Source organism: Amycolatopsis sp. NBC_01286, from assembly GCF_035982555.1.
Lineage (GTDB): Bacteria > Actinomycetota > Actinomycetes > Mycobacteriales > Pseudonocardiaceae > Amycolatopsis.
The window spans coordinates 7289672-7301525 of record NZ_CP108428.1 but is presented as its reverse complement, the minus strand read 5'-3'; the positions used below and the strand labels follow the sequence as shown (position 1 = coordinate 7301525).

General features: G+C 71.7%; 11 protein-coding genes. 6 read left to right on the top strand and 5 right to left on the bottom strand.

What is annotated here, in order from left to right:
- The first annotated feature begins 123 nt into the window (after positions 1 to 123).
- The 4 genes from OG570_RS34315 to OG570_RS34300 all read left to right on the top strand — a co-directional run bounded on the left by OG570_RS34315 (position 124) and on the right by OG570_RS34300 (position 3695).
- Positions 124 to 1161 (top strand): FecCD family ABC transporter permease, encoded by a 1038-nt coding sequence (locus OG570_RS34315; protein WP_326953136.1) that lies wholly within the window; start codon positions 124 to 126, stop codon positions 1159 to 1161.
- A gap of 1 nt (position 1162) precedes the next feature.
- Positions 1163 to 2212: a FecCD family ABC transporter permease gene (locus OG570_RS34310; protein WP_326953135.1), complete on the top strand. Its 1050-nt coding sequence runs from the start codon at positions 1163 to 1165 to the stop codon at positions 2210 to 2212.
- A gap of 3 nt (positions 2213 to 2215) precedes the next feature.
- A complete protein-coding gene (locus OG570_RS34305; RefSeq protein ID WP_326953134.1) occupies positions 2216 to 3028 on the top strand; it encodes an ABC transporter ATP-binding protein in 813 nt (270 codons plus the stop codon).
- A gap of 181 nt (positions 3029 to 3209) precedes the next feature.
- Complete coding sequence (locus OG570_RS34300; protein WP_326953133.1) at positions 3210 to 3695, top strand: DinB family protein; 486 nt, start codon at positions 3210 to 3212, stop codon at positions 3693 to 3695.
- Here the strand turns inward: OG570_RS34300 and OG570_RS34295 are convergent.
- Positions 3682 to 5001, bottom strand: coding sequence for a lysine N(6)-hydroxylase/L-ornithine N(5)-oxygenase family protein (locus OG570_RS34295; RefSeq protein ID WP_326953132.1), 1320 nt, complete (start codon positions 4999 to 5001; stop codon positions 3682 to 3684). The genes OG570_RS34300 and OG570_RS34295 overlap by 14 nt on opposite strands.
- 115 nt (positions 5002 to 5116) lie before the next feature.
- On the opposite strand from OG570_RS34295, the gene OG570_RS34290 reads away from it, so the two are divergent.
- Complete coding sequence (locus OG570_RS34290; RefSeq protein ID WP_326953131.1) at positions 5117 to 6061, top strand: methionyl-tRNA formyltransferase; 945 nt, start codon at positions 5117 to 5119, stop codon at positions 6059 to 6061.
- Positions 6062 to 6149: 88 nt separating this feature from the next.
- Here OG570_RS34290 and OG570_RS34285 read toward each other — a convergent pair whose 3' ends face one another.
- The 4 genes from OG570_RS34285 to OG570_RS34270 all read right to left on the bottom strand — a co-directional run bounded on the left by OG570_RS34285 (position 6150) and on the right by OG570_RS34270 (position 10793).
- Positions 6150 to 7529, bottom strand: coding sequence for a GNAT family N-acetyltransferase (locus OG570_RS34285; protein WP_326953130.1), 1380 nt, complete (start codon positions 7527 to 7529; stop codon positions 6150 to 6152).
- A complete protein-coding gene (locus tag OG570_RS34280) occupies positions 7526 to 8509 on the bottom strand; it encodes a hypothetical protein (RefSeq protein ID WP_326953129.1) in 984 nt (327 codons plus the stop codon). The genes OG570_RS34285 and OG570_RS34280 overlap by 4 nt, the downstream gene beginning before the upstream one ends.
- A 164-nt stretch (positions 8510 to 8673) precedes the next feature.
- On the bottom strand, positions 8674 to 9159 hold the full coding sequence (locus OG570_RS34275) for a GNAT family N-acetyltransferase (RefSeq protein WP_326953128.1): 486 nt from the start codon (positions 9157 to 9159) through the stop codon (positions 8674 to 8676).
- Positions 9156 to 10793: an ABC-F family ATP-binding cassette domain-containing protein gene (locus OG570_RS34270; protein ID WP_326953127.1), complete on the bottom strand. Its 1638-nt coding sequence runs from the start codon at positions 10791 to 10793 to the stop codon at positions 9156 to 9158. Before OG570_RS34270 ends, OG570_RS34275 begins: the two co-directional genes overlap by 4 nt.
- Before the next feature lie 148 nt (positions 10794 to 10941).
- Here OG570_RS34270 and OG570_RS34265 point away from each other — a divergent pair, with 148 nt between their 5' ends.
- Positions 10942 to 11853 (top strand): PaaX family transcriptional regulator, encoded by a 912-nt coding sequence (locus OG570_RS34265; protein WP_256474818.1) that lies wholly within the window; start codon positions 10942 to 10944, stop codon positions 11851 to 11853.
- The last annotated feature ends 1 nt before the right edge of the window (position 11854 follow it).

The window sequence follows — 11854 nt, the reverse complement described above, 5'->3', positions numbered from 1 at the left end:
TCCCGCTGCTTGCGGCGCCCCGAACGGGGCGCGAACTTAGGTGAACCTAACAAACCGAGGGTGAGGATGCACTCCTGTACCATCGGTTAGCCTTACCTAAAATTGGTACCAGTCGGAGGTGCGGTGCGAACAGACCCCGGAGGTATCGCTCTCACGCGACGCCCGCCACACACGGGCCGCGCGATCGGGTTCCTCGCCGCCCTCGCGGTCCTCGTTCTGCTGTGCCTGCTGAGCATCTGGCTGGGGTCGAAGGAGATCTCATTCGGCGCCGTCTGGCAGGTGCTGTGGCACAACGACGGCTCCGCCGACGCCGTGATCATCCACAGTGTCCGGATGCCGCGGACGCTCCTCGCGGTGCTGGTGGGCGCCGGTCTCGGGCTCGCGGGCTGCGTGATGCAGGCGCTGACCCGCAACCCGCTGGCCGACCCGGGCCTGCTCGGCGTCAGCGCCGGGGCCGCGTTCGCCATCGTGTTCTCGATCACCGTGCTCGGCGTCAGCTCGGCCTACGGCTACATCTGGTTCGCCTTCGCCGGTGCGCTGGCCGCGACGACCGTCGTCTACTTCCTCGGCACCCGCGGCCGCGCCGGGTCGAGCCCGGTCAAGCTCGCGCTCGCCGGCGCCGCCGTCACGGCGTTGCTCGCCTCGTTCACCAGCGCGATGGTGCTGTCGGACCCGGTGGCGCTCAACCGCTACCGCTTCTGGTCGGCGGGCTCGCTCGCCGGCGTCGACAGCAGCGCGCTGCTGCAGGTCCTGCCGTTCCTCGTGATCGGCGTGGTGCTGGCGATCGCGAGCGGCCCGGCGCTGAACAGCCTCGCCCTCGGGGACGACGTCGCGATCGCGCTGGGCCGCAAGCTCGGCCCGCTGCGGCTGCGTGGCGCGCTCGCGATCACCCTGCTGACCGGTGCGGCCGTCGCCGTCGCCGGGCCGATCGTCTTCCTCGGCCTGATCGTCCCGCACGCGGTGCGGTTCGTCATCGGCCCGGACCACCGCTGGCTGCTGCCCTACACCGCGGTGCTCGCGCCGTGCCTGCTGCTGGCCGCCGACATCCTCGGCCGGATCCTGGCGCGGCCCAGCGAGATCCGGGCCGGCGTGATCGTCGCGTTCCTCGGCGCGCCGTTCTTCATCTACCTGGTTCGCCGGCGCAAGCTCGTGGAGACCTGACATGGCCTTGCTCCAAGCGCGACGCACCTTCCGGCTCACGACACCGCCGGTGTCGGGCCGGTTCCGGCCGCGGCTGCTGATCGTCTGCCTCGTGCTCGCCGTGCTGACGTTCGTGCTGTTCTGCGTCGGCATGACGATCGGCGACGTCCCGATGAGCGTGTCCGACGTCCTGTCCGGCCTCTTCGGCGGCAGCGACAGCGGAAACGGCTACATCGTCCAGGAACTGCGCCTGCCCCGGGCACTCACCGGGCTGCTGGCCGGGATCGCGTTCGGCGCGTCCGGCGCCGTGTTCCAGACCATCACGCGCAACCCGCTGGCCAGCCCGGACATGATCGGCATCAACGCGGGCGCGGCCACCGCCGTCGTCGCCGGGATCGCGTTCGGCTTCGGCGGCGGCCTCGGCACGACGACGCTGGGCCTGTTCGGCGGGCTGTTCACGGCGGTGCTGGTGTACGCGCTCGCCTGGCGGCGCGGCACCACCGGCTACCGGATCCTGCTGGTGGGCATCGGGATCTTCGCGATGTGCACCAGCCTGACCGACTACCTGCTCAGCCGCGCGCAGATCACCGAGGCGCAGGCCGCGATCGGCTGGATGGTCGGCAACCTCGCCAACCGCGGCTGGGAGCACGTCATCCCGTTGCTGGGCGCGCTGTGCGTGCTGCTGCCGGTGGTGCTGGCGCTGTCGCGGTGGATGAGCACGCTGCTGCTCGGCGACGAGGTCGCGGCCGGGCTCGGCACACCGGTGCAGCCGGTGCGGCTGGGCCTGCTGCTGTCCGGCGCCGGCCTGGTCGCGTTCGCGACGGCGTCCGCGGGCCCGATCTCGTTCGTCGCCCTGACGGCACCGCAGATCGCGCAACGGCTCGCGCGGCTCTCGTCGCCACCGATCACGGCGTCCGCGCTCACCGGCGCGGTCGTGGTGCTGGGCAGCGACATCATCGCGCGCGAGATCACCGCGTCCGCGCTGCCGGTCGGCATCGTCACCGGCATCCTCGGCGCCCCGCTCCTGCTCTGGCTGCTGGCCAGGGCCAACCGATCCGGTTCCGGAGGCTGACACATGACATCCGACGCCCCCTCGCTGCGGGTGGAGCAGCTCCGGGTCGCCTACGACGACCGGGTGGTCATCGACGGCCTCGACCTCGACATCCCGCCGGGTGAGATCACGGCGATCATCGGCGCCAACGCCTGCGGGAAGTCGACGCTGCTGCGCACCCTGGCCCGGCTGCTGACGCCGAAAGCGGGCGGGGTCTACCTCGACGGCCGGTCGATCCACGACCTGCCGACCCGCGAGGTCGCCCAGCGCCTCGGCATCCTCCCGCAGTCGCCGGTGGCGCCGGAGGGCATGACGGTGGCCGACCTCGTCGGCCGCGGCCGCGCCCCGCACCAGAGCTGGTGGCGCCAGTGGTCCACTTCGGACGAAGGCGCGGTGCGGGCCGCTCTGGCGGCCACCGAGCTGACCGACCTGGCCGACCGGCCGGTCGACGAGCTGTCCGGCGGGCAGCGCCAGCGCGCGTGGATCGCGATGGCCGTCGCGCAGGGCACGCCGGTGCTGCTGCTGGACGAGCCGACGACCTACCTCGACCTGGCGCACCAGATCGACGTGCTCGACCTGGTCGTCGACCTCAACCGCGACGAGGGCCGCACGGTGGTGATGGTGCTGCACGACCTCCCCCAGGCGTGCCGCTACGCCGACCACGTCATCGCGATGAAGGCCGGCCGGATCGTGGCGGCGGGCAAGCCCGTCGAGGTGATCACCGAGGAGCTGGTCGAGGAGGTCTTCGACGTCCGCTGCCAGGTGACCCCGGACCCGATCAGCGGCACGCCGATGGTGATCCCGATCAGCCGCCACCACCCGGCACCGCTCTCCTGAAAAGCCGTGAAGGCCTCCTTCCCGGCTCTTATGGCCGGTAAGGAGGCCTTCACGGCTTTCGGGGATTCCCGGGTGACAGGACGGCGGCCGGCGCGCTAGCCTCGGCGTGTTCTGGCCCCTCCTCGGTTCTGGACTCGGTCCCCGAGGAACGTCCGGCCACTCCCCTCCAGGAAGCAGAGCCATGTTCGTGCTGCCCGAAATCACCACCGGATCCGAGCGTCTCCTGCTGGAGGCGACGATGGACCGCAACCGTCGCGCGGTCGCCGACACCGCGCGCGGCCTGTCCGACACCGACGTCCGGACGCGGCTCGTCGCGTCGTCGACCACGCCGATCGGCCTCGTCAAGCACGCCGCGATGGCCGAACGCCGCTGGTTCCAGCTCCTGCTGCTGGGCCTCGACGAGGCCGGCTGCGACGGGCCCACGACCCCGGGCGACGCCAGTTTCGTCGTCGCCGACAGCGAAACCCTCGACGACGTGATCGCCGAGTTCGAGCGGGCCGCCGCACGCTCACGCGAGATCGCGGCCCGCTTCGACCTCGACGACACCTGGACCCACGACGTCCTCGGCGAGGTCAACCTCCGGTTCGTCTACCTGCTGCTGATCGAGGACTTCGCCCGCCACGCCGGGCACGGCGACATCCTCCGGGAGCAGCTCACCGCGCGCTGACCGCGTACTCCCCCTCCGGCGCCGCGACCACCCGGCGGTCCACAATGGACTGCAGGATCTCGCCCACCCGCACCGCGGTGTTGGACAGCAGCGACGACGTGATGCCGTGCGTGTGCTCGGTCCCGCCCTGCAGGTAGATGCCGCCGCGCAGGGCGGGTTCCGTGGTGATCCGGTAGTCGCGCTCGACGCGCAGCCGGCCCTCGTCGTCCCGCGCGCACTGCGGACCCAGCTCGCCGAGCAGCGGCGTCGGGTCGGCGGGGCGGTAGCCGGTCGCGTAGACGACGGCGTCGGCCGCCAGCACCGTGCGCTCGCCCGTCGTGAGCGACTCGACCGTCGTCGAGACGGCCGCGCCGGTGTCGGTCACCTCGACCGGACGGGAGACGTTGAACAGCCGCAGCCGCTCCACGCCCAGCACCTTCTCGCGGTAGACGCGGCGGTAGAGCTCGTCGATCAGCTCGACGTCGACGGCGGAGTAGTTCGTCGCGCCGTGGTAGCGCATCAGGCGGTCCTTGACCGGCTCACCCGCGCCGTAGAACTGGTCGACGGCCTCCGGGTCGAAGATCCGGTTGGCGAACGAGCTGTCGTCGGCCGGGCTGTAGCCGTAGCGCGCGAACACCGCGCAGATCTCGGTGTGCGGGAACTCGTCGTGCAGCAGGGCCGCGACTTCGGCGGCGCTCTGCCCGGCGCCGACCACGACGAACCGCTTCGGCTCGGTGCCGCGCAGGCGTTCGACGCGGAAGAGCAGCTCGCTGTTGTGCCAGATCCGCTCGCCTGCGGTGACGCCGTCGGGCAGCTGCGCCCGCAACCCGGTGCCCATGACCAGGTTCCGGGCCCGCAGCGAGGTGCCGTCGGAGATCTGGACGTCGAAGAACTCGACCTCTTCACCGTCGTAGACCGGCTTCACGGACACGACTTCGGTGCCGTACGAGACGACGTCGTCGACCTTCGCGGCCGCCCACTCGAAGTAGTCGTGGAACTCGACCCGCAGCGGGAAGAGGTTCTTGTGGTTGATGAAGTCCACCAGCCGCCCGGCGGCGTGCAGGTAGTTGAGGAAGGTGAACTCGCTGGTCGGGTTCCGCATGGTGACCAGGTCCTTGAGGAAGGAGACCTGCATCGTCGCGGTGTCGATCAGCATCCCGCGGTGCCAGCCGAAGCGGGGTTGCCGCTCCAGGAAGTGCGCGGTCACCGGCTTCCCCGCGCCGGCGTTGTGCTCGGCCAGCGCGATCGCGAGGGCCAGGTTCGAAGGTCCGAAACCCACCCCGACGACGTCGTAGATCGGGACCTGTTCGCCGGCCTCTGCAGTCATGTCGCTCCCTCGCACACTCCGGTAACGTTCAGGGAACCCTAACCTAACTTAGGCGAGCCTCGCCTAGTACGTTCGTGGTGATGTTCGTCCCCCGACTACGGAAAGGCATTCTCGAATGCGCGTGGCGATGTTCGGCTACCAGACCTGGGGGCACCGGACCCTCCAAGCGCTCATCGACGCGGGCCACGAGGTCGCGCTGGTGGTCACCCACCCGAAGAGCGACCACGCGTACGAGCGGATCTGGGCCGACTCCGTCGCCGATCTCGCCGAGGCCAACGGCATCCGCGTCCTGCTGCGCAACCGCCCGGACGACGACGAGCTGCTGGCCGAGCTGAAGACGGCCGAGCTCGACCTGATCGTGGCGAACAACTGGCGCACGTGGCTGCCGCCGGAGATCTTCGACCTGCCGCGCCACGGGACCCTCAACATCCACGACTCGCTGCTGCCGTCCTACGCCGGGTTCTCCCCGCTGATCTGGGCGCTGGTCAACGGCGAGCCCGAGGTCGGCGTCACCGCCCACATGATGGACGGCGAGCTGGACGCGGGCGACATCGTCCTGCAGCGCGCGATCCCGGTCGGCCCGGCCGACACGACGACGGACCTGTTCCACCGCACGGTCGACCTCATCGCGCCGATCACGGCCGAGGCGATCCAGCTCATCGAGACCGGCTACACGCCGGTGCCGCAGGACCGGTCGAAGGCGAGCTTCTTCCACAAGCGCGCCGCGCGCGACAGCCTCATCGACTGGACGTGGCCGGTCGAGGACATCGAACGCCTGGTGCGCGCGCAGTCCGACCCGTACCCGAACGCGTTCGCCTACCACCGCGGCCAGGAGGTGCGCATCACGAAGGCGTCGATCTCGCAGGGCCACTACGGCGGCACGCCGGGCCGCATCTTCATCAAGGAGGCCGACGGCGTGGTGATCGTGGCGGGCCCGGAAGCCCGCCGCGGCCGGTCCCCCGGCCTGCTGGTGGAACGAGTCCGCACGGCGGACGGCACGGAACTCCCGGCGGCCGACTACTTCACGACCATGGGCGGCTACCTGACCGACCGCCCCTGAGACGCCGAGTGGTGCTGTTGGCGAATTCGTGGCGAGGCGCCGGTGAGCGGCTGGATTCGCCGACAGCGACCGGCGGCGCGGCAAAGGACTAGCGCAGCGGCACAACGCCGTCGGTCAGCGTCCCGGCGATCCGGCGGTGAACAGGGTGTTCCCGCGGCGCGGCCACGCCGTACACGGTCGACAGCACCTCGGCGAGGTCGGTCAGCAGGTCGGGCCCGGACAGCTCCGGTGGCCCGTAGATCCGGCCGGGGGGCTTGAAGAACAGGCGGCACGGCACGTCCTCGCCCGGGCCGAGGGCGGGCTGCCGGTAGTCGACGGCCAGTTCGCGGCAGCCGACGCGGAGGAACGGGGCGCAGTCGGTGCCGGGGCCGAGTTCGGCGTACCAGCCGCGGATCTCGGGCCGGTCGGCGAGCAGCCGCTGTTCGAGCCGGGCGACGAGCGCCGGGAACCGGCCCGAACCGCGGAGGGGGGCCGCGAACGTGACGTAGCCCAGCAGCGCGACCGCGGTCAGCGTGTGGAACGACGCCATCCCCGACGGCTCCGGGTCGGCCGGGGCCGCGCGCAACGCCCACAGGTGGTAGCCCGGCTCGGCGACCGCGTGCCGGAACTCGTCCTCGCCGACGGCGGTGGGGCCGGGCGGGAACGCACCCCGGTAGACCGCCAGGGTGCCGGCGAAGTCCCGGTCGTCCGGGCCGGTCACCGCGTGGACGTCGAGCGGCCGGGCGGCCTCGCGACCGGTGTAGCGGTCCAGGGGCAGCCGGCCGACGTCGTCCCGCGCGCTCAGGTGCGCGGCCATGCGCCGGTACTCGGGCGAGTCCTCGGGACGGTCGATCCGCATGGCCAGCCGCAGGTATTCCCGGACGACGAGGGTGATCGCGGCGGCCGGGACGCGATCCCGCCAGGCCGCCGACAGCGGTTTGCAGATCAGGATCAGCCCGGTCACCGGAGCTTGCCCCGGCGACAGAGCGGGCTGCCGGTAAGGGAAGTCGAGGCCGGCGTAGCCGTACCGGTGCCAGATCAGCGCCCGCGCGACCGGGTCGAGGTTGTCGGCGAGTGCCGACACCGCCCGGGGATCGTTCATTTCGGCCACCACACCGGCGAGTTCGCGCCCGCCGGCGGCGGCGTCGGCGGCCAGGACCGCTTCGATGTGGTCCATCAGGGCCCGGCCGACGCCCCGGCCGCGCACGTCGGCCGAAACGAGCAGGTACTCGATCACCCCCGTGGCGGGTTCGGCCAGGTAGTCCGCGATCACCGCGCCGGCCAGCAGCTCGCCGTCGAAGGCGAGGACGATGTGGTAGTTGTTCTCGCCGTACCAGCCGTGTCCCTTCAGCCGCAGGTAGCCGGCCATGTTCTCCAGCGACTCGCGTTCGTCCGGATCGGGGAACAGGCTGACGTAAAGGGTCCCGTGGAACCCGCCCAGCACGGAGAGGTCGTCCGGGGCGCCGGTGAGCTCGCGGAAGGTGATCACTGCCGGCTGTCTCCGCTGATCGTGCCGAGCAGCCGCTGGAAGTCCCGCGAGCCGAGCGCCGGTTCCCCGGGAACGAGGAAGCCGGACTTCTGCAGCAGTTCGAGCTTGCCGTGGCGCTCGCTGACGTATGCGGCCTTGTGCGCCAGGCTGTCGAGGTTGTACCCGATCGCGTCGACGTTGGTCAGGTCCGTGTGCTCCCACAGCAGGTAGCAGTCGCCCAGCCGTGGCGGCTGGTCCGCCGGGGCGTCGTCGGTGGCCCACCAGCACTGCCAGACGTAGGCGGAGTAGTAGTCCGGGATCTCGAGCAGCGGGTCGAGCCGGTGCTGCTCGGAATCCAGCAGCAGGCAGTAGTCGAACTCGCCCTGCCACCGCTCGGCCGCGGCGCCCAGCGCCGGGTTGCGCGTCATCAGGTGGGACCGGTGGCAGAGCAGCGCGGTGACCTCGGCCTTGAGCGCGCCGACCCCGCGTTCCCGGAACATCGGCATGATCCCGCTGCGGATGGCCCGGCCCTTCTCGCCGACCGCGGCCACGAGGATCGAGTTCGCCTCGTCGCCCCGGCCGAGCTGGCCCAGGAAGAACCGGGACCGGTCCGGCCCGTCCTCGCTCGTGAAGTCCCACGACGGCGCCCACTCCTCGAACCCCGCGTAGGTCCACTGCTGGATACCGTTGCCGTGCACCGGATCCGAGCCGCCCCTGGCGCGTTCCCACCAGCCGGCGTTGAGCAGCACGGCGGGCGAGAACACGCCGGTGACGCGCACCGGTTCGGGGTGCCGCGGCGGCCGGGACGACGGACCGAGCCGGGCCCGGAGCTGGTCGACGTCCAGCACTTTGGGCAGCCGGTCCCGGCGAGGCACCGACGACGGTGTACCGCCGACGAAGTCGGTCGTGTGGAGCACCTTCTGCAGCAGCAAGGTCAGCGGGTCCGCGATCTCGGCCCGGATGATGTCGGCGATCAGCCCTGGCCGGTAAGGGATCCCCACGCCGATCGAAAGGGGGCCGAGCTTGCCCGATATATGCCACAGGGACTCGGTGTCCGAAACGCCGCCCCGATTGACCGCCATGTCTCCGCCCATCCGCTCGCTCGCCGAACGGGTGGTAGGTCGGCGTCGTACTGGGCACCGTTACATCGGCTGTCAGTACTGGATCAGCCGAGGATCTTGACCATGGTGTCGGCGTCCGCGGAACCCGTTCCCACGACCTCGTAGCCCTCCGCGAGGTACAGCCGCCGGGCGAAGTTCTTCCGCTCGACGCTGAGGCTGATCCGCTCGACACCCGCCGCGCGGGCCCGGTCCTCGGCGGCCCGCAGGAGCGCACGGCCGACACCCCGGCCGCGCCAGGCGGCCACCACGCCGATCGACAACTCCGGGACGTCGGCGGCGACGAACCCGTACCCCGGGTCGTCGGCCGTGAAGAACCGCAGCCACGCCGCGCCGACGCGCTCGCCGTCCGCCTCGGCGACCACGCCCAGGTCGTCCGGCCGCGGCCACCCGGCGACGTAGTGCGCGGTGTCGGGGGCCAGCAACACCCGGCGGCGGCTCTTCTTCTTCCCCTCCGGCGACCAGTTGACCGCCGCCACGAGCATGTCGGCCAGGAAGTCGCCGTCGTCGCGAGTCGCCTCGCGGAGGTTCACAGCTCGCGGACCTTGCCGCCGGTCACCTCGAAGCGGCGGGTGACGTGCACGGCGTCGAGCATCCGGCGGTCGTGCGTCACCAGCAGCAGCGTGCCCGGGTAGCGGTCCAGCGCCGCCTCGAGCTGCTCGATCGCGGGCAGGTCGAGGTGGTTGGTCGGCTCGTCGAGCACCAGCAGGTTGACGCCGCGCGCCTGCAGCAGCGCGAGCGCCGCGCGGGTGCGCTCCCCCGGCGACAGCGTCGCGGCGGACCGCAGCACGTGCGCGGCCTTGAGCCCGAACTTCGCCAGCAACGTCCGGACGTCGGCGTCGGGCAGCTCCGGCACTTCACGCGCGAAGGCGTCCGCGAGCGGGCCGTCGCCGAGGAACAGCTTGCGCGCCTGGTCGACCTCGCCGACCACGACGCCCGAACCGAGCGCCGCATCGCCTTCGTCCGGGGACAGCCGGCCGAGCATCACAGCCAGCAGCGTCGACTTCCCGGCGCCGTTCGCGCCGGTGATGGCGACCTTGTCCGCCCAGTCCACCTGCAGGTCGACCGGTCCGAGCGTGAACCCGCCCCGGCGGACGACCGCGCCGCGCAGGGTCGCGACCACCGCGCCCGCCCGCGGGGCCGCGGCGATCTCCATCCGCAGCTCCCACTCCTTGCGCGGCTCGTCGACGACGTCCAAGCGCTCGATCATCCGCTCGGTCTGCCGCGCCTTCGACGCCTGCTTCTCGGTGGCCTCGCTGCGGAACTTGCGGCCGATCTTGTCGTTGTCGGGCGCCTTCCGGCGGGCGTTCTTGACGCCCTTCTCCATCCAGCCCCGCTGCATCCGCCCGCGGGCCTCGAGCGCCGCCTTCGTCCCGGCGAACTCGTCGTAGTCCTCGCGGGCGTGCCGCCGCGCGACCTCGCGCTCCTCCAGGTAGGCGTCGTACCCGCCGCCGTAGGTGTTGACCTGCTGCTGCGCCAGGTCCAGCTCGACGACGCGGTCGACCGTGCGGGCCAGGAACTCGCGGTCGTGGCTGACCAGCACCGTGGCCGAGCGCAGGCCGGTGACGAACCGCTCCAGCCGGGCGAGGCCGTCCAGGTCGAGGTCGTTGGTCGGCTCGTCGAGCAGGAAGACGTCGTAGCGGCTCAGCAGCAGCGACGCCAGCCCGGCGCGCGCGGCCTGGCCGCCCGAGAGCGACGTCATCAGCTGGTCCAGGTCGATGGCCAGCCCGAGGTCGGCGGCCACCTCCGCGGCACGGTCGTCGAGGTCGGCGCCGCCGAGGGCGAGCCACCGGTCGAGCGCGGTCGCGTACAGGTCGTCCGAGCCGTCCTCGCCCGCGGTGAGCGCCTCGGTGGCCACGTCGAGGTCCGCCTGTGCCGCCGAGACGCCGGTGCGGCGCGCCAGGAACGCCCGCACCGACTCGCCTTCGCGGCGTTCGGGCTCCTGCGGCAGGTGCCCGACGGTGGCGGTCGGCGGGTTCAGCCGCACCTCGCCGTCGTCCGGGCGGGCCAGGCCGGCCAGGGTCCGCAGCAGCGTCGACTTGCCGGCGCCGTTGACGCCGACCAGGCCGACGACGTCGCCGGGCGCGACGACCAGGTCCAGACCGGAGAAGAGGAGGCGATCGCCGTGGCCCGCGGCCAGGTCCTTCGCGACGAGAGTTGCGCTCATGAGGTAGCCGAGTCTACGGGCACGTGGTGAACTGTCAGATCAAGGTCAATGACACCGCCTGTGTGTGTCCGGTGGCGCTTTGATCACTCAGTGTGGGTAACCTGTTCGGTTGTCGATACCCCGCAGCAGTGAGGTCGGTGAACACAGAATGGGCGAGCCCGCTTCCCCGGTCACCCTCGGCCGAAGGCCGAAGGCGAGGGAAGGCCGCGCGTCGGCGCCACGGCCGACGGTCAGCCGCCGTCGCGAGGTGAGCCACGCGAGCGCGCGTTCGCTCCTGATGACCGTGCTCGGCGAGTACGCGCTCCCCCGCGACAAGCCGGTCTGGACGTCGATGCTGGTCGAGGTCCTCGGGATCCTCGACATCGAGGAGAAGTCGGCGCGGCAGGCGCTGGCCCGCTCCGCCGCCGAGGGCTGGGTCGTCTCCGAGCGCGTCGGCCGCCGGGTGCGGTGGTCGCTGACGCCACCGGGGCGCCGGCTGCTGACCGAGGGCGCCGACCGGATCTACGCGTTCGGCCGCGAGGCCCGCCCGTGGAACGGGCAGTGGCTGATGCTGATCGTGTCCGTGCCGGAGGCCAAGCGCGACCTGCGCCACCGGCTGCGCACGCGCCTGACCTGGGCGGGCTTCGGCTCGCCGGTCGCCGGCGTCTGGGTCAGCCCGGACCTGAGCCGCCAGCGCGAGGCCCAGCAGATCGTCACCGACCTGGGTCTCGAAGCGCAGGCCATGTCGTTCACGTCGACCTACGGCGAGGTCGGCGAGCAGGAGACGATGGTCGCCCGATCGTGGGACCTCACCGAGCTGAAGGACCGCTACGAGGACTTCATCGACCGCTTCACCGGCCTGAACCCGACCGGTGGGCGCGCGGTGCTGCGGGCGCAGACCGAGCTCGTGCACGAGTGGCGGCGGTTCCCGTTCCTCGACCCGCAGCTGCCCGCCGAGCTCCTGCCGGCGAAGTGGAGCGGGACGAAAGCCGGGGAGCTGTTCCATCACATACACGTCGACTGGCGCCCCGACGCCCAGCAGTATTGGGACGACATCGTCGAAGCCGAAGAAGCAGGGTGAG

Excerpts from the sequence above, each read along its gene's own strand:
- OG570_RS34290 (WP_326953131.1), top strand. The coding sequence starts at position 5,117 with ATGCGCGTGGCGATGTTCGGCTACCAGACCTGGGGGCACCGGACCCTC.
- OG570_RS34295 (WP_326953132.1), bottom strand. The coding sequence starts at position 5,001 with ATGACTGCAGAGGCCGGCGAACAGGTCCCGATCTACGACGTCGTCGGG.
- OG570_RS34270 (WP_326953127.1), bottom strand. The coding sequence starts at position 10,793 with ATGAGCGCAACTCTCGTCGCGAAGGACCTGGCCGCGGGCCACGGCGAT.
- OG570_RS34310 (WP_326953135.1), top strand. The coding sequence starts at position 1,163 with ATGGCCTTGCTCCAAGCGCGACGCACCTTCCGGCTCACGACACCGCCG.
- OG570_RS34305 (WP_326953134.1), top strand. The coding sequence starts at position 2,216 with ATGACATCCGACGCCCCCTCGCTGCGGGTGGAGCAGCTCCGGGTCGCC.
- OG570_RS34300 (WP_326953133.1), top strand. The coding sequence starts at position 3,210 with ATGTTCGTGCTGCCCGAAATCACCACCGGATCCGAGCGTCTCCTGCTG.
- OG570_RS34265 (WP_256474818.1), top strand. The coding sequence starts at position 10,942 with ATGGGCGAGCCCGCTTCCCCGGTCACCCTCGGCCGAAGGCCGAAGGCG.